The sequence below is a fragment of the Pontibacter actiniarum genome, assembly GCF_003585765.1.
Lineage (GTDB): Bacteria > Bacteroidota > Bacteroidia > Cytophagales > Hymenobacteraceae > Pontibacter > Pontibacter actiniarum.
In genome coordinates, this window is sequence record NZ_CP021235.1 from 1985874 (window position 1) to 2002289 (window position 16416).

15 protein-coding genes are annotated in these 16416 nt (G+C 56.8%); 7 read left to right on the top strand and 8 right to left on the bottom strand.

Going from position 1 to position 16416, the window contains the following annotated elements; genetic code table 11:
* The first annotated feature begins 87 nt into the window (after window positions 1-87).
* Complete coding sequence (locus tag CA264_RS08585; protein ID WP_025606348.1) at window positions 88-570, top strand: hypothetical protein; 483 nt, start codon at window positions 88-90, stop codon at window positions 568-570.
* 5 nt (window positions 571-575) lie between these two features.
* Here the strand turns inward: CA264_RS08585 and CA264_RS08590 are convergent, their stop codons facing one another.
* Complete coding sequence (locus CA264_RS08590; protein WP_025606349.1) at window positions 576-1472, bottom strand: sulfotransferase domain-containing protein; 897 nt, start codon at window positions 1470-1472, stop codon at window positions 576-578.
* 187 nt (window positions 1473-1659) lie between these two features.
* Here CA264_RS08590 and cysC point away from each other — a divergent pair, with 187 nt between their 5' ends.
* Complete coding sequence (cysC, locus tag CA264_RS08595) at window positions 1660-2295, top strand: adenylyl-sulfate kinase (RefSeq protein WP_025606350.1); 636 nt, start codon at window positions 1660-1662, stop codon at window positions 2293-2295.
* A 21-nt stretch (window positions 2296-2316) separates the two neighbouring features.
* Window positions 2317-3138, top strand: coding sequence for a 3'(2'),5'-bisphosphate nucleotidase CysQ (gene cysQ, locus CA264_RS08600; protein WP_084196186.1), 822 nt, complete (start codon window positions 2317-2319; stop codon window positions 3136-3138).
* Between the two features lie 151 nt (window positions 3139-3289).
* On the opposite strand, the gene glgX is transcribed toward cysQ, so the two are convergent.
* The 5 genes from glgX to CA264_RS08625 form a co-directional block, all read right to left on the bottom strand.
* The gene (gene glgX / locus CA264_RS08605; protein WP_025606353.1) at window positions 3290-5422 is read right to left on the bottom strand and encodes a glycogen debranching protein GlgX; all 2133 of its coding nucleotides are present in this window, start codon (window positions 5420-5422) and stop codon (window positions 3290-3292) included.
* Window positions 5423-5766: 344 nt separating this feature from the next.
* Window positions 5767-6531, bottom strand: coding sequence for an oxygenase MpaB family protein (locus CA264_RS08610; protein ID WP_025606355.1), 765 nt, complete (start codon window positions 6529-6531; stop codon window positions 5767-5769).
* A 65-nt stretch (window positions 6532-6596) separates the two neighbouring features.
* Window positions 6597-8054 (bottom strand): potassium/proton antiporter, encoded by a 1458-nt coding sequence (locus CA264_RS08615; protein ID WP_025606357.1) that lies wholly within the window; start codon window positions 8052-8054, stop codon window positions 6597-6599.
* A gap of 50 nt (window positions 8055-8104) precedes the next feature.
* Complete coding sequence (locus CA264_RS08620; RefSeq protein WP_025606359.1) at window positions 8105-8287, bottom strand: hypothetical protein; 183 nt, start codon at window positions 8285-8287, stop codon at window positions 8105-8107.
* A gap of 178 nt (window positions 8288-8465) precedes the next feature.
* Window positions 8466-8858: a hypothetical protein gene (locus tag CA264_RS08625; RefSeq protein ID WP_025606360.1), complete on the bottom strand. Its 393-nt coding sequence runs from the start codon at window positions 8856-8858 to the stop codon at window positions 8466-8468.
* A 167-nt stretch (window positions 8859-9025) separates the two neighbouring features.
* Here CA264_RS08625 and CA264_RS08630 point away from each other — a divergent pair, with 167 nt between their 5' ends.
* Window positions 9026-11491, top strand: coding sequence for a penicillin-binding protein 1A (locus CA264_RS08630; protein WP_084196241.1), 2466 nt, complete (start codon window positions 9026-9028; stop codon window positions 11489-11491).
* A 124-nt stretch (window positions 11492-11615) separates the two neighbouring features.
* Here the strand turns inward: CA264_RS08630 and CA264_RS08635 are convergent, their stop codons facing one another.
* The gene (locus CA264_RS08635; RefSeq protein WP_025606363.1) at window positions 11616-12053 is read right to left on the bottom strand and encodes an acyl-CoA thioesterase; all 438 of its coding nucleotides are present in this window, start codon (window positions 12051-12053) and stop codon (window positions 11616-11618) included.
* Window positions 12054-12255: 202 nt separating this feature from the next.
* Between CA264_RS08635 and CA264_RS08640 the strand changes: the two genes are divergently transcribed.
* The 3 genes from CA264_RS08640 to CA264_RS08655 all read left to right on the top strand — a co-directional run bounded on the left by CA264_RS08640 (window position 12256) and on the right by CA264_RS08655 (window position 15480).
* The gene (locus tag CA264_RS08640) at window positions 12256-13023 is read left to right on the top strand and encodes a S1/P1 nuclease (RefSeq protein WP_025606364.1); all 768 of its coding nucleotides are present in this window, start codon (window positions 12256-12258) and stop codon (window positions 13021-13023) included.
* A 225-nt stretch (window positions 13024-13248) separates the two neighbouring features.
* A complete protein-coding gene (locus CA264_RS08645; RefSeq protein WP_025606366.1) occupies window positions 13249-14553 on the top strand; it encodes an NCS2 family permease in 1305 nt (434 codons plus the stop codon).
* Window positions 14554-14814: 261 nt separating this feature from the next.
* Window positions 14815-15480, top strand: coding sequence for a hypothetical protein (locus tag CA264_RS08655; protein ID WP_025606369.1), 666 nt, complete (start codon window positions 14815-14817; stop codon window positions 15478-15480).
* 192 nt (window positions 15481-15672) lie between these two features.
* Here the strand turns inward: CA264_RS08655 and CA264_RS08660 are convergent, their stop codons facing one another.
* Window positions 15673-16389, bottom strand: coding sequence for an RDD family protein (locus CA264_RS08660; RefSeq protein WP_025606370.1), 717 nt, complete (start codon window positions 16387-16389; stop codon window positions 15673-15675).
* Window positions 16390-16416: the final 27 nt, after the last annotated feature.

Below are 16416 nucleotides of genomic sequence, written 5' to 3' on the forward strand. Positions count from 1 at the left end.
AGTTCTCCCCTGCTGCACGAAATCCGGCAATACACAACATTTCGCGGGGTAAGCACGATACAAAACGATCCATCAACAACGTATAGCATGAATCAAACATCCACAGACCAGAGTGTAGAGACACAGGTGAGGGAGCAGTTGGCAGAACTGCTGAAAGGAGGCTTTGCCCCCAACGTTATTCTCCTGCGCGAGTTCGACTACCGCAAGGCCGGCATTCTGCTCGATGGGCTGCATTTTTCTGCCTGGATACTACTGGGCCACATTCAGGCACGGCACCAAACGCTGCTCAACTTTATGAAGGCTCCCGGCGCGCACCCTAACGTGTGGCCGGACGCGCACTGGCCGGAAAACCACGTACCGGAAAGCGACCAGGAGTGGCAGCAGGCCATTGACAGGTACGAAGAAGACCTGCAGGAGATGATCCGCCTGGTGGAAGACCCGGAAACGCAGCTTTTCGAAGTACAGGGCAACGGCAAAACCCGCTCCTGGGCCGCCATGACTACCCTGCACCACACAGGCTACCACATCGGGCAGCTCAAAACCATTGGGCGCCAGCTTGGCGTCTGGTAACGACCTTAGCTTTGGAAGAGCGGTGTCTGTGCCGCTATTATTTCCTGCTTTAGCTGCTCAAAGTCGTGGTGGGGCAGATCGGCGGAGAACCCCATCGGCTGCCCCTTTTGCGACGGGTAGCCCAGGAACCGGATCAGTGGACCGGCTACGGTATCGGCTAGCGCCGCCTGCTCCTCCGTCAACTGCTCCATCCAATAGCCCGAGGTGCCTTTCTTCAGGTGCTTCGGGTTTTTGCTCTTCATCGTGGAGAAGCTCATGGCTTCCTGCAGGTCTGCCCGCTGGTCCTCGCCAAGCTCAAGGCCGAGGTAGTCCAGCAAGCGTGTCAGCTCCTCCTGAAAGTCGAGCAGGAAGCCCTCGTAAAAGGCAATGTGAATGTTGTACTCCTGGCTCAGGCGCAGGTGGTCGTACACATGCCACACCCACTCCAGCATCAGTTGCTCAAAGTTCTTCTCCAGAAAGCGCTTCGGGTCCTTCTCCTCCTGCGGGTAGTACTTCAGCATGTAGTCAGACGTGTAGTACTTGGAGGCGGAGACAGCCCTGTCTCTGGGGTCGCGAACGATGTACACTTTCTTATCGAAGAGGCCCAGCAGCTCACCGCTCCTTTTGCAAATGGGCGAGTGCGTCCACACATGGTTGGTCTGCGCTACATAGGCCTGTATGTCCTGAACGGGCATTCTGAAAATACTGCTGATGCGGTAGCTGTACTGCAGGTCCGTCACGTCCAGCATGTCAATGCTGGCTTGGGTCGGGTAGTTCAGGTCCCACTCCCTTGCCAAAGTGTAGATCGGGTGCGTCTGTATAAAGCTTGTCGTGTTGCCCCCGGTTCTTTCGAGGACCTGCTGTATGATCTGGTATAGCCAGAAATTGCCGCACTTGGGCACCCCGCCTTGCAGTATTTTCATGTTGTCTTAGGATGATTGCGCTCCTACTGACGAAGAGAGTGCGTGCAAAGTTTCTTAACTTCACCACCGGTACCCGTGCGCTGCCTGCGCCGGGCCCTGCCCGGAGGCTGTCGGCTCACCAAAGCTTGCAAAACCTCTACTGCAGAAGACAACGTAGACACGGGAAACAAGAGCGCTCCCTTACTTTATGAACAACAAGAAACATATTTACCCCTTCCACTCGCAGGTCTGCTACGAGCAGCGCAAAAGCAGTATGCAGCAGGAGCCCCGGCTGGTGTGGCTTACCGGCCTCTCCGGCTCTGGCAAAAGTACGCTGGCCCTGCGCCTGGAGCATTACCTGTTTCACCAGGGGTATAAAGTATACCTGCTGGACGGCGACAACATCCGGAGCGGGCTGAGCAAGGACCTTGGTTTTTCGGAGAAGGACAGGAAGGAAAACGTGCGCCGCGTGGCCGAGGCCGCCAAGCTGATGCTGGACGCCGGCCTGGTGGTGCTCTGTGCTTTTATTTCACCCTACGAGGCGGAAAGGCAGCTGGTAAAAGAGGTAATCGGGAAGGACAGGTTTACGCAGGTATATGTTAACTGCTCTCTGGCCGAGTGTGAGAAGAGGGACACCAAGGGCCTATACGCCAAAGCCCGACGCGGGGAAATAGACCATTTCACCGGCATCAGTTCACCCTATGAACCTCCGCTGGCACCAGATGTAGAGGTGGCAACGGACACAGAGTCCATTGAGGAGTCGCTGGGCAAGCTGATTGCAGCCATTGAGCCGCAGCTGAGCCTGCAAAATGAGGCCAGTGCCGTAGCCAACATAGTATCTTAACGCACTTTACAGAATACATACATGCCGCAAAACAAGCCAGGGCAACAAGCCCCGGGTCAATCAGAAATCAACGTGCCCGCACTGCTGGAGCAGGCGAAGCGCGCCGCGTGCGAAGCAGGGCAGGCCATCCTGGACATCTACAATGCGCCCGGGCTGGATGTGACATTAAAAGCGGATGCCTCGCCCCTGACCAAAGCCGACTTGGCTGCCCATACCGTTATCACCAGGTACCTGTCGGCCACCGGGCTGCCTATCCTGTCGGAAGAAGGGGCACAAACCCGTTATGAGGAACGGCGGCAATGGCCGTGGTTCTGGCTCGTAGACCCGCTGGACGGCACAAAGGAGTTTATCAAGCGCAACGGCGAGTTTACGGTTAACATAGCGCTGATGCAGCAAGGCAAGCCAGTAGCGGGCGTTATCTACGTCCCCTGCACCGATACGCTATACTACGGCTCCAGAGAGACCGGTGCCGGCAAGGTAACAGCCGGTCAGCAGGAGCAGCTCCCGCCACTGCCCCAGAAAACTACTTTTGCTGCCGTCTCACAACAGCAGGGGCTCTCCATTGTTGCGTCCAGAACGCACCTAAGCCCCGAAACCGAGACGTTTATCGGCCAGTTTCAAGCTCCCTCCATTGTCTCCATGGGGAGCTCGCTTAAGTTCATGCTGCTCGCCGAGGGCAAGGCAAACCTCTATCCCAGGTTCGCCCCTACCATGGAATGGGACACTGCTGCCGCCCACGCCATCCTGAACACGGTGGAAAGGGGCATTTACCAGACTGACCTCACCACAGACCTGGTGTACAACAAGCCGGACCTCCACAACCCCTCTTTTGTATCGTTTTAACCTGGCACGCCAGGCACGGCTCTCCCGTTGCTGTAGCCTCTGCCGCAGCAGGTGTGGCGCAGGCAGTGGCAGAAAGCTCCTGAAGTACAGCCTCATAAAAAAGGCAGCCTGCAACGTATGCAGGCTGCCTTCTACTTTAGTTGACGGGTAACTAGCGCTTTTCCTCCTGGTGGTGCAGCACCACAACAGAGCGGGCAGCCACCTCTACAGTTTCGTTGGGCAAGTATACTTCCTCCTCTTCATCAAGCGAATCCGGGGCGGCGGTATCCAGTACCTTAGTCCAGCTTTTCCCATACTTTACGTAAGGCAGCTTATACTTGAGCGGCTCATAGTGCGCATTAAAGATGACATAGAAACTGTCGTCCTGCACCTGCTCTCCCTTGGGTCCTTTCGAATGGATCCCCATCCCGCTAAGGAACACGGCCAGCGACTTGGCAAAGTCATGGTTCCAGTTCTCCTCCGTCATCTCCTTTCCCTCCGGCAGGAACCAGGCGATGTCTTTCACCTTTCCTTTGATCGGCTTGCCCTGGAACCAGCGGCGGCGATTAAACACCGGGTGCTTTTTGCAGAAGCTAATGAGCCGGCGCGTAAACGAGAGCAGGTCCTGGTCTACATTCCCCCAGTCGATCCACGAAATTTCGTTATCCTGACAGTACGCGTTGTTGTTGCCCCCCTGGGTGCGCCCCAGTTCGTCGCCGGACACCAGCATCGGCACCCCCTGCGAGAGGAAAAGCGTGGTCATGAAGTTGCGTATCTGGCGGTTCCGGAGCTCCACCACCTCCGCGTCCTTCGTTGGCCCCTCCACGCCGCAGTTCCAGGAGCGGTTGTGGCTCTCGCCGTCGTTGTTTCCCTCGCCGTTGGCCTCGTTGTGCTTTTCGTTGTAGCTCACCAGGTCATGCAGGGTAAAGCCGTCATGGGCCGTTACGAAGTTGATGCTGGCCGTCGGGCTGCGGTAATCGTCTTTGTACAGGTCTGAGCTGCCCGTAAAGCGCTGAGCGAACTCTGCCAGCATACTGTCGGCCCCGCGCCAGTAGTCGCGGATACAGTCGCGGTACTTGCCGTTCCATTCGGCCCAGCCCGGCGGGAAGTTGCCCACATGGTAGCCTCCCTCTCCCACGTCCCAGGGCTCGGCAATAAGCTTGACCTGCGAGATGATCGGGTCCTGGTGGATGATGTCGAAGAAGGCGCTGAGGCGATCCACCTCATGCAGCTCCCGCGCCAGGGTGGCGGCCAGGTCGAAGCGGAAGCCGTCCACGTGCATCTCCAGTATCCAGTACCGCAGGCTGTCCATGATCAGGCGCAGCACGTTGGGGAGGTTGGCGTTCAGCGTATTGCCGGTGCCGGTGTAGTCCATGTAGTAGCGCTGGTCCTCGGTCAGGCGGTAATAGGCGGCGTTGTCGATGCCCCGGAACGAGAGCGTTGGCCCCATGTGGTTGCCCTCGGCAGTGTGGTTATAAACCACGTCCAGGATCACCTCAATGCCCGCCTGGTGAAGCGCCTTTACCATCTGCTTAAACTCCACCACCTGCTCCCCGTGGGTGCCGCTGCTGGAGTAGCGTACATCCGGGGCAAAGAAACCGATGGTATTGTAGCCCCAGTAGTTCGCCAGGTTTTTATCGGCCAGGTGGCGGTCGGTGATAAAGTGGTGCACCGGCATCAGCTCAATGGCCGTAATGCCCAGCTGCTTCAGGTACTTGATGGTGACAGGGTGCGCCAACCCGGCATAGGTTCCCCGTATCTCCTCCGGTATCTCGGGGTGCAGCTTGGTAAAGCCCTTCACATGCGCCTCGTATATGATTGTTTTGTGGTAAGGGATTTTGGGTTTTCTGTCGTTTCCCCAGTCAAAGGAAGGGTCGATCACCACCGTCTTGGGAATGTACTGCGCACTGTCCGTCTTGCTGAAGCTCAGGTCCTTCTGCGGGTCTCCCATCGTATAGCCGAAGAGGGCGTCGTGCCACTCTATGGTGCCCGATATAGCTTTGGCATAAGGGTCCAGCAGTAGTTTGTGCGGGTTAAAGCGGTGCCCGTTGTGCGGCTCGAAAGGCCCGTGCACGCGGAAGCCATACAACTGCCCCGGCTTCACACCGGGCAGGTAGGTGTGCCACACCTGGTGCGTCCGCTCCGTCATCTTCACCTTCGCTGCCTCGGTCTTGTCGTCCTCCGAATTAAAAAGGCAGAGCTCAACGGCCGTAGCGTTCTCTGAAAAAAGTGCAAAATTAACGCCTTCTCCGTCCCAGGTAGCTCCCAAAGGGTACGGGCTCCCCGGGTAGTTCTCTATATCCATAGTATGTGTAGTTAAGGTAAACAGGCCAGCAAGATTCACCTGTAGCACCGGCTGATCGGTTATGCTACGTTGTTGCTTGGTTCTCAATCAGTAGAACAGTTATACTTTCAACCTCAGAAAATAGTTTAGCGCCTCCTCCTGCCGGCACGGCCTCAGCCGCTGCATGCCGTTAGCCACCTTCCTAAGATTTTGCCAAGTTGCTGCGGAAAAACAGATGCCGCCATCCTATACTTAACATATTAAACACACTATAACCATTGCTTTACACCGGATGTTACGCATATCAAAAAAAGCCGCTCCAATTTAGAGGGAGCGGCTTTTTTTGGGGCAGCAGATAGGGTATGCTAGGCAGGTGCCACATCCAGCTCCCGGATCTCTGCTTTGTAAGCCGGCGGAAGTATGGCTTCCTTCAGCAGCCACTCCGCCTTAAACCTGCGGCTGAACTTGTACACGCCCAGCACCGGGAGGAGCAACGGCAGCCGCGCCAGCCCCAGCAGCTCCCGCACGCGCTGCGGCACCACCAGCACCTGCGCCTGCAACAACAGCCAGTACCGGAAGCTGCCCAGGTGCTTTCGGTACTGCTTGTACAGATCATAGGTATAGCGGCTCCGTTCCAGGTTTTGCTGCAGGTGCTTTTCCCGGTCCACGCGCCATTTGCTGTAGGTGTCCGGCAAGCCCCGGATGCCCATGCGGGTGCCGACGCGGTTAAAGGTGCTGAACACCTCTGCACGCTCCGCCTCCGCCAGCGGGCGCTCGAGTAGCTCATAAGCGCGGATGGAGTAATCGATCAGCATAAAGAGCACATCGCGGTAAGCCCAGTCGGGGATGGACATGCCGCGCTTTGCCTCCACCCCGGCATGGATGGCCGCCATGGCGTCGATGGCCCGGTGCGCTGCCGCTTCCTCCGAGAACACGATTTTACGCGCATAGCCTACTGTGGAGAACAGCCTGCCGAGCGGATCAGCGGGCAGGCGGCCCGTGAAGTAAAGCCAGTCGACCGCCTTGTTGAGGGCAAACTCGGCAGAGGCTCCGGCAAATATGAACAGGATGGTGTCGCTCTTGCCCCATATCTGGCGCACCACCGAATCTTCAGGCACGAAATATTTCATACACACTGAACAAACAGCAGCGCCAATTCGTGCTCGGAAGTATGGAAACTGCCGCTAAAATCAAATCAGCCCAACAGCTCCCTCACCCGTTTTAGCTCCTGCTCGCTGTCTACCATCACCATCAGCTTGTCGTAAGCCTGCAATACCGTGGCCCCCACCGGCGTCACAAACTTGCCGCCCCGGTCTATCAGCACAATCAGAGAGCTTTTGGGCAGTTGCAGCTCCACCAGCGACTTGCCAACAGCGGCGCTTCCCGCGGAGAGCTGCAGCTCCACCAGTTCGTTTTTGGCATCGTAGCCCAGCTCCTCGCCCAGCTGCACCCGCTTGAGCGAATCGTCCACTTCGCTCAGCCCCAGCCAGTCTGCCACAAGCTGCAGCGTGGTGCCCTGCAGCATAACCGAGGTCAGCACGATAAAGAAAACGATGTTGAAGATCAGCCCCGACTTCTCTACCCCCGCCAATAAGGGATAGGTGGCAAACACAATGGGCACGGCACCCCGCAACCCCACCCACGACACGTACAGCTTATCGCGCCAGGAGGCGTTGAAGAAGGCCAGGCTAAGGAACACGCTCGCCGGCCGCGCCACAAATATCAGGAACAGCGAGATCAGCAAACCGGCACCGGCCACCGGAACAACCTGCGAGGGGAAGACCAGCAAGCCCAGCGTAAGGAACATGAGGATCTGCGAGAGCCAGGCCACCCCATCGTAAAAGCGCGTCAGGCTGCGTTTGTGGATGAAGTTCCTGTTGCCCAGTATAACCGCCGAAGTGTACACGGCCAGAAACCCGTTTCCGTTGATCAGGTTGGTGAAGGCGAAGGTAAAGAGCAGCATGGCCAGCGTCAGGGCAGGGTACAGCCCCTCCTGCCCCAGCTTGATGCGGTTGATCGTCCAAGCCATCACGTTGCCCATCACGACCCCCATCACGGCCCCGATGCTCATCTGCAGGAAGAACAAGGGCACCAGCTCCCACAGGCTTGCCTCCTGGTTGGTGAGTAAAAACGTAAAGCTGACGGTAAGGAAGTAGGCCATGGGGTCGTTACTGCCGGACTCCAGCTCCAGGGTGGGGCGCAGGTTATTTTTAAGCCCGATGTTGCGCGAGCGAAGGATGGAGAACACAGCCGCGGCATCCGTAGACGAAACAATGGCCCCCAGCAGCACCCCCTCCAGCAGCGTAAAGTGCAGCACGTAAGAGGCAAAGGCACCCACCAGCAGGGCCGTAACCAACACCCCGGCCGTGGAGAGGGTCACGCCGCGCCAGAGTACCGAGCGCGTGCTCGCCCAGTTGGTATCAAGCCCTCCCGAGAACAAGATCAGCGTCAGGGCCACGGTACCCAGCGACTGCGCCGTTTGGGAATCGTCGAAGTAAATGCCGCCGATGCCATCGGAGCCGGCCAGCATCCCCACACCCAGGAACAGCACCAGCGCCGGAATACCGAGCCGGCCCAGGCTCTTGCTGACCAGTATACTCAGGAAGAGCAGTATGGAGGTGCCTAAAAGGATATCTTCAATTGTAAAGTTCATAAGTGATGGTTTTGAGCTGTAATACGGCCGCAGCCGCATGTTCCTTTACGTTAAACTCCCTTGCTTACAGCATGCACCAGAAAAGAGAGCAGTAGCACCAACAGGTAAATACGCAGTACAGCGCCCCGGCTAGGCACGCCATAGTACCACCACAGGCTACGCCTTGGGGAGAACAGGCCCACCAGAAGGCCTGTCATAGCAAGTATAGAAGTAATAACAGACAGTTCTGCCATAGCTGAAAAGTATAAACAATGTGTTACAGCAGCGCCTTAGCCAGCGCCGCCGGTACAGGAATAGTAAAAAAAAGATTGCCCCGAAACAGGGGCTGAAGGATTTCTCCGGCGCGCGCAGGAAAGCACTGCCGGCTTCAGGCGAAGCCGGCTTAACCAGAGAAAAGGCAATACCAAAAAGCTAGGGCGCGTTGGGAAGTATGGAGGCAGGCAGCACCTGCTCCAGCAGCTCGGCAGCGGTAACCGGGCAAGTATAAACCGGCTCGGCATTACGGGCAAGGGCGGCAAAAAGGGGCAGCAACAGCAGCTTTACCGCCTGCAGCACCTGCTTCACCACCAGCACGGGGGCCGACTCGGCGTGATCGAAGACCTGTACCGGCTGCGGTTTTACAGCCTGCTCGTTTTCCTGCACATGGGCGGGCGCGAGGCGCAAAACAGAGCTGGCGACGGAGCCCTGCACCAGGTAATCGTATACCATCACCTCGTGCCCCGGCATGGTCAGGGCCCAAAACAGCATCACCCACATCAGCGGGTACTTAAGCCAGTGGCGTCGGATAGTACGGGTACAGAGCATCGCTGCAAAGGTAAAGAATTATACTTTACCTTTGCAGCACCGGAGCGCGTGGGCAATGGCACAGGCTTTGCTAATTGACAGGCGTTGCACCCAAATTTGCACTTTACTCGTTTGCATGTTTCGCCACCATCACCGCTGCGGCAGCAAACCAGGCACGAACACAGAATATGAGGCGTACGCTGAATAAGATACTAAAATTCATCATCACCAAAATAATGGCGCCCTTTGTGCGGCTGGTGCACGGCGAGCTGTCTGCCTTCTGGCAGAGCCAGAAACCCAAGTTCACCCGCACCTACTGGCAGCAGAAATGGGCCGAGTGGCAGGAGAGCCGCAGCCGCTCTGACTACAGGTTCCTGCTCAGGGCCTTTTACAAGCTGGCGCTCTTCGGGGTTCTGGTGCTGGTCCTCTTCTACTTCGCCGTCTACGCTGGCTTTCTGGGAGGCATGCCCTCCACCAAGGAGCTGAAGTCGGTGCACAATAACACCGCCTCGGAAGTCTACTCGGCCGATGGCGTGCTGCTGGGCCGCTACTACATCCAGGACCGGACCAACGTCAAGTTTGCCGACATCTCCCCTGCCGCCATAGATGCCCTGATTGCCACAGAGGACGTGCGCTTTTATGAGCACAGCGGCGTAGATGCACGCAGCCTGGCCCGCGTTTTTATAAAGTCTTTGCTGATGCAGAACGAGAGCTCCGGCGGCGGCAGCACGCTGAGCCAGCAGCTGGCCAAGAACCTGTACCCGCGTAAGAACTACTGGCTCTGGGACATGCCCGTCAACAAGCTGCGCGAGATGATCATCGCCCGGAAGCTGGAGAGCCTGTACTCCAAAGAAGAAATACTGGAGCTGTACCTGAACACCGTGCCCATGGGCGGCAACCTGTACGGTATTGAGCGCGCCTCCCACCGCTTCTTCAACACCTCCGCCGACTCACTGAAGCCCGAGGAGGCCGCCGTGCTGATTGGAATGCTGAAAGCCACCACCACCTATAACCCGCGCCTGCACCTGGAGCGCTCCAGAACGCGCCGTAACGTGGTGCTGGCGCAGATGGCCAAGTATGAATTTCTCAGCCCCGCCCAGGCCGACTCCCTGCAACAGCTGCCGCTACAACTCGACTATAACTACACCACCCACAACGACGGCATTGCACCCTACTTCCGGGAGCAGCTACGGCAGGAGCTGGTGGAGTGGGCCGCCGGCAAGAAAAAGGGAAACGGGGAAACCTACAACCTCTACACCGACGGGCTGAAGATCTATACCACCATTGATGCCGGCATGCAGCGCCATGCCGAAGCGGCCGTGCGCAAGCAGATGGCGCAACTGCAGAAACAGTTCGACGCGCACTGGCGCGGGCGGGCACCCTGGGGCCGGAGCTCCAATGTGTTACAGGTGGCCATGCAGCGCTCCGACCGCTACAGAAAAATGAAGGAGGCAGGAAAATCGGAGGCCGATATTGCCGCCGCGTTCCGGGAGCCGGTGCCGATGCAGGTGTATGCCTGGGGCGGCACCGACAAGAAGACCATGAGCCCGCTGGACTCCATCGCCTATTACCAGCGCTTCCTGAACACGGGCCTGTTATCCGTGGAGCCACACTCGGGGTACGTGCGCGCCTGGGTCGGCGGCATAAACCACCACGTGTTTAAGTATGACCATGTGCGCGCCAAGCGCCAGGTGGGCTCTACCTTTAAGCCCATTGTGTACGCTGCCGCACTGGAAAAGGGCCTGCAACCCTGCGACTACTTCCCGAATGAGCGCATTACTTACCCGGAGTATGATAACTGGTCTCCACGCAATGCCTCAGAGCAGTACGGCGGCGAGTATACCATGCGCGGTGCCCTGGCGCACTCCGTTAACACGGTGTCGGCTCAGCTCATCATGAAGGCGGGCGTGCGCAAAACCGTGGCCATGGCGCACCGCCTGGGCATCAGCTCAGACCTTCCGGAGGTGCCTTCGCTGGCCCTCGGTACCGCCGACCTATCGCTGCTGGAGATGGTGACCGCCTATGCCACCTTCGCCAACCGCGGCTATCAGGTGGACCCGGTGTACATCCAGAAGATCACCGACCGGGATGGCAAGGTGCTGCGTGAGCACCGTGCGGGAGAGGGAGCGAAAAAGGTACTTTCGGAGAAAACGGCCGCCTTAATGCTGCACCTCATGCAGGGCGTGGTGGAAGAGGGCAGTGCCGCCAAACTGCGCTCACAGTTCGGCCTGAAAATGGATATCGCCGGAAAAACGGGCACCACCCAGGAGCACGCCGACGGATGGTTTATCGGAATAACGCCGCAGCTGGTAACCGGCGTCTGGGTTGGTGGCGAGAGCCCGGAAGTGCGCTTCCGGACGCTGGCGCTGGGGCAGGGCTCACACACGGCCCTGCCGATCTGGGGAGACTTTATCCGCCGCATCGCCATCGACCCGGCTTATAAAGGGTACTACAACAGCCACTTTGAGCCGCTCCCCCCCAGCCTGCAGGCCAGCTTAAACTGTGCGTCTTTCCGGGCCGAGCCGCCGCGCGAAAACTTTCTGGAGCGCGTACTGGACAAAGTTACCGACAAAGCCGCCCAGACTTTTGAGCAGTGGAAGGAAAACTGGAAGAAACGCCGGCAGGAGCGGAAACAGCGAAAAAAGCGGGATTAGAGCGGGCTCTAGCCCCAACTTAAACCGCTACCATATAAAAAGCGCCGGCAGAGTCAGGTTTACTGTCTCTGCCGGCGCTTTCTTATGATCCTCTGCTCGCCAGGGCTTTGGGTTCAGACTCGGTTTAGCCCGCTAGCTCTTCGTAGTCTTCGCTTCTGTTCAGTCGGTTAAACTGCTCCACCAGCTCCTGCGGCAGCTTTGCCAGCTTGCGTTTCTCCAGGTCGAGCCAGGCTCCCTCCACGTTGATCACGGCGGCTTTTACCCCGTCCGCACGGTATACTTCGTGGCGGATGGACCAGCGGGAGCCGTCGGCTCTGCTTTTGGTCAGCTCCACCGTTACCTTCAGGTGCTCATTAATGCCCACCTCGCGCAGGTACACCAGCTCCTCCCTAAAAAGGATAGGGCCTATCTTTAAATGCTGAAACGCTTTCAGGTCCAGCCCAAGCCTGTCGAGCACCACAATACGTGCCTGTGCGGCAAAATCGGCGTAGGCAGAGTGGCGCATGTGCATGTTGGCATCCAGGTGCGACCACATTACCTTTCCTTCATATACATTATCCATAGTCAATTGTCCGTTTTTTGCTAAAATACGAAAAGCTGCAGGCAATTTAAACCCATAACACAATTTTGGTTTCCAGAGAGGACCTTAAAGCCACAGCTGCGCCCTTTTTCCGGTAATTCACCTAAAAAATGATTTGCGCTAACACAGTTCAGCATAAATTTTGTTGTTTTGCAATCGCAACAATCAACCATTAAGTATAGCCATGAAAAAATTAGCAAGTGTTTTCTTCCTGTGCCTACTGCTTACCAGCCAGGCCTTTGCCTGGGGCCAGAACGGACACCGCGCCGTTGGCCTTGTCGCTGAGCAGCACCTGAGCAAGAAGGCAAAGAAGAAGATTCTGAAACTCCTGGAAGAGAACACCTTGGCAGAGGTTTCTGTGTGGATGGATGATATCAAGAGTGACCATGCCTATGACCATACCCATGACTGGCACTGGGTGACTATCCCGGACGGAAAATCTTACGAAGAGACGGAGAAAAACCCGCACGGGGATGTGATCGGCAAGATTGAGGAAGTTTCGAAGGCCCTGAAAGCCGGCAACCTGACGAAGGAGCAGGAGCAGGAGTACGTGAAGTTTCTGGTGCACCTGGTGGGGGATATCCACCAGCCGATGCACGTGGGCGGCTACGACGACCAGGGTGGCAACGCGGTGAAGGTACAGTGGTTCTACCAGCCGTCTAACCTGCACCGCGTGTGGGACAGCGACATGATCGACAGTAAGAACCTGAGCTTTACGGAGGTGGTGCGCTTCCTGGGCGAGCCGAACAAAGAGCAGGTCAAGCAGTGGCAGTCTGCGTCGGTAAGGGACTGGGCGAAGGAGTCGATGAGCTACCGCGAGCAGATGTACGACCTGCCGGAAGACAAGAAATTAAGCTACCGCTATGCGTATGAGAACTATGACCTGGTAGAGCAGCGCCTACTGCAGGCGGGTATCCGCCTGGCCGGCCTCCTCAACGAGATCTACGGATAAGCATCGGATGGACGTTCCTAACAGCCACAGCCGCTCCGCTACAGGAGCCGCTGTGGCTGTTGCTTTTTAGGGCGGTTCGTCCTGGCGTCTGCCTTGGCTTAATTGTGCAGGCCGTGTTATCATAAAGCGCCGCAAGCCGTACCAACTCAGAGGTTTTTATTACTTTTGGGCTTCTCTGCTTCTGTCTCTTCAGAAGGCCCTTCTTAAACATCAACACAAAGCAACATGGAGTCATACTTCCACCTGAATCGACACAACACAAATGTGAAAACGGAGGTGCTGGCGGGCGTTTCCTCTTTCCTGGCCACGGCCTACGTTATTGTAGTGAACCCTACGATCCTGAGCCAGGCGGGCATGCCTTTTTCTGGAGTCCTGACGGCCACGGTGCTGGTGTCTTTTTTCAGCAGCGTTATGATGGGCTTCTATGCGCGCAACCCCATTCTGGTTGCCCCCGGCATGGGGCTGAACGCCTTCTTCACCTATTCGGCCGTGCTGGGCATGGGGATCTCGTGGCAGGTGGCACTGGGGGCGGTGTTCTGGTCGGGCGTCGTGTTTCTCCTGCTTTCCCTTTTTAACGTGCGCACGCTTATTGTGCGGGCAATTCCCAAGCCGCTGCGCTACGCCATTGCCGCCGGCATCGGCTTGTTCATCACGCTTATCGGCTTTGCCAACGCAAAATTCATCGTGGCTAACCCTTCCACTATCATCGGCATCAGCCCCATGACCCCTGCCCTGCTTACCTTCCTGGCCGGGCTGCTTTTAACGGCGGTGTTCATCGTCCGCAACGTGAAAGGGGGCATCCTGCTGGGCATCCTCTTCACCACCCTGGCCTCCTACCCGATCGGCCGCTGGTGGGGCACGGACCTGGCCCCGCTCATCACCTGGCAGGGCCTTGTGGCTGCACCAGATTTCAGCCTCCTGTTCCAGCTGGACCTGATCAATTCGTTTAAGCTTTCGGTTGTGCCGGTGATCTTCGCCTTTGTGTTCACGGATATGTTTGACAGTGTCTCCACGTTTGTGGGGCTGGCCGAGGCCGCCAACCTCATGGACGAAAACGGGGAGCCGCAAAACGTGCAGCGCTCCCTCACGACCGATGCCGTAGCCACCACACTGGCGGGCCTGGTGGGCTCCAGCCCCGGAACGGCTTACGTGGAGTCTGCGGTGGGCATAGAAATGGGCGGCCGCACCGGGCTTACAGCGGTTGTGGGCGGGGCGCTCTTTTTGCCGTTCCTTTTCCTGGCGCCGCTGCTTTCCATGATTCCCCCGATTGCCACCGCGCCGGCGCTGGTGCTGGTGGGGGCCTTTATGGTGCGGCCGGTAACCAAAATAGACTGGTTTAAGATGGATGACGCCATCCCTGCTTTCCTGGCCATGGTGCTCATCCCCTTTACCTACTCCATTACGCAGGGCATTATCTGGGGCTTCCTGTGCTGGACGGCCCTGAAGCTTGTGACCGGCAAGCGCAACGAGATCAGCTGGATGCTTTGGGTGATCAATATCTTTGCGATCCTAGCCATTCTGCAGCACTAGCACCAGACCTCTGTGCGCGGCACGAAGGGGTAAAGCCCGCTACCTGTGGAAACTTTCCACACAATGAACTTGCTTTTGCCATACTTCTGTTCGGTGTAGAGCTGCGGCAGGTTAATTTTTAGCAGGTTTTTACAATAATACACCTGTTTGCTGGTTAACCCTTTAAGGTTTCTGTGCTCCAAAAGGTATAATTGCGTATCTTCACCTGCCGGATGCCCCGCATCAGTAAACTAAAATTAGTCCAAACCAAAATTTTACATTATGAAGGCACTCTTTTTCTCCCTGGCGCTTATGTGCACTGTTTCCGCCGTACAGGCACAAGGTACTGCCGCAGAAAAAGCACCTGCAACCAACAAGCTGGAACAGCAATTTAACAACCTGAAAAACAACTCCAACAGCTGGCAGGGTTACAAGGTAGTGAAGATCAACACCCTGGAGGCTTTCTGGAAAAGCGTGCAGGAGACGGTAGCTGCCAAAGACAAAAAGCTGGACAACTTTGAGGCAGAGGCCGACAAGAAGCTACAGGAGGCCCGCAAGGATGTAGCTGCCCAGGAGCAGCAGCTGCAGGCCATGAAGCAAAGCATGGAGCAGAAAGAGGCTGAGATTCAGCAGAGCATGCACGACATCACCCATATCGCTGTGTTGGGCATTGACATACCCAAGCAGTTCTACGTGCTCCTGAACAGCGGCATTATCATCGCCCTGCTGATTGCCCTGGGCGTGATGCTGGTACAGCACAGAAGCAGCAAGATAGTAGCCAACGAAAAGCGCAAAGCCTCCGACGAGATGGAGCTGGAGCTGAATGAATACAAGAAAAGTGCCCGCGAGCGCGAGCTTAAAATAAAGCGCGAGCTGCAAACCGAGCTGAACCGCGTAGAGGAACTGAAGCAGCAGTTAGCCTCCGTTAAAAAACAGCCGCAGCTTTAAGCGCTGAAGCGTATCAACAGAAAGCCCCGGTTACTGTAACGTAGCCGGGGCTTTTTGTTTCTTCACACCTATCCATCTGGCGCTGGCCTTCACACGTGTGGCTATCAATGGTGCGGAGCCTTGCACCCGACTGAGCCGGAGGGCCATACTTCCGTTGCTGCCGTGTTAGCTTATGCGGCATTCACTTCTTAGCTATACCACTATATCCCCGTGGGTGTAATGGTGGTAGTCTTTCACAACTGTCTGCAGAAACTCCCACTCTGCCATATCGGTCTGGATGCCCGTAATTTCCTTTACCCGCTCCGCCATCTTCTCGAGCAGCTCATAGTTATGATACTTTTCCGCTTTAAAAAGGAGCTTTCGGATTAGCGCTACATCCGTATCGGTGAGCAGGTGCACTTCGGGGAAGCGGACCTGGTACCCCTCCTCGATGTTCACCGCTACGGCCTCCCGCCTGCGTACGGCACGCATTCTGATCACGCTGGTACCGGCCGCCATGTCGCCGAGGCGCTGGCCCTTGTTGCTCACGGCAATGGTGACAACGGCGACAAAGCCCTGAGAGATGGTGGTATCGATGAGGCGGAACACCCAGCGCAGCAGGTAATCCCCTATTGAGGGAGCCTCCCCGTTCAGCTTCACCACTTTTATGTCGCGGGCCATTTTTCCTATACTCTGGCCGTGCAGGAAGATCTCGCATAACAAGTGGTAAAACACGATGGGAAGCATCACGACGATGGCAAGAAAGACTTCCCCCACCATATCGGTCATTTCCTTCACGATGGCCCACATCACGCACCATACAAAATACACCACCAGGTCTATCAGGTGGGCCACGATGCGATCGCCCACACTGGCCACAGGATACGCCACCTCCACATGCTGGGTAGTCCGGATTTTAATGGTATTCATTTTATCTAAAATAAGTTTGCTTTCATT

Excerpts from the sequence above, each read along its gene's own strand:
- CA264_RS08585 (WP_025606348.1), top strand. The coding sequence starts at position 88 with ATGAATCAAACATCCACAGACCAGAGTGTAGAGACACAGGTGAGGGAG.
- CA264_RS08590 (WP_025606349.1), bottom strand. The coding sequence starts at position 1,472 with ATGAAAATACTGCAAGGCGGGGTGCCCAAGTGCGGCAATTTCTGGCTA.
- cysC (WP_025606350.1), top strand. The coding sequence starts at position 1,660 with ATGAACAACAAGAAACATATTTACCCCTTCCACTCGCAGGTCTGCTAC.
- cysQ (WP_084196186.1), top strand. The coding sequence starts at position 2,317 with ATGCCGCAAAACAAGCCAGGGCAACAAGCCCCGGGTCAATCAGAAATC.
- glgX (WP_025606353.1), bottom strand. The coding sequence starts at position 5,422 with ATGGATATAGAGAACTACCCGGGGAGCCCGTACCCTTTGGGAGCTACC.
- CA264_RS08610 (WP_025606355.1), bottom strand. The coding sequence starts at position 6,531 with ATGAAATATTTCGTGCCTGAAGATTCGGTGGTGCGCCAGATATGGGGC.
- CA264_RS08615 (WP_025606357.1), bottom strand. The coding sequence starts at position 8,054 with ATGAACTTTACAATTGAAGATATCCTTTTAGGCACCTCCATACTGCTC.
- CA264_RS08620 (WP_025606359.1), bottom strand. The coding sequence starts at position 8,287 with ATGGCAGAACTGTCTGTTATTACTTCTATACTTGCTATGACAGGCCTT.
- CA264_RS08625 (WP_025606360.1), bottom strand. The coding sequence starts at position 8,858 with ATGCTCTGTACCCGTACTATCCGACGCCACTGGCTTAAGTACCCGCTG.
- CA264_RS08630 (WP_084196241.1), top strand. The coding sequence starts at position 9,026 with ATGAGGCGTACGCTGAATAAGATACTAAAATTCATCATCACCAAAATA.
- CA264_RS08635 (WP_025606363.1), bottom strand. The coding sequence starts at position 12,053 with ATGGATAATGTATATGAAGGAAAGGTAATGTGGTCGCACCTGGATGCC.
- CA264_RS08640 (WP_025606364.1), top strand. The coding sequence starts at position 12,256 with ATGAAAAAATTAGCAAGTGTTTTCTTCCTGTGCCTACTGCTTACCAGC.
- CA264_RS08645 (WP_025606366.1), top strand. The coding sequence starts at position 13,249 with ATGGAGTCATACTTCCACCTGAATCGACACAACACAAATGTGAAAACG.
- CA264_RS08655 (WP_025606369.1), top strand. The coding sequence starts at position 14,815 with ATGAAGGCACTCTTTTTCTCCCTGGCGCTTATGTGCACTGTTTCCGCC.
- CA264_RS08660 (WP_025606370.1), bottom strand. The coding sequence starts at position 16,389 with ATGAATACCATTAAAATCCGGACTACCCAGCATGTGGAGGTGGCGTAT.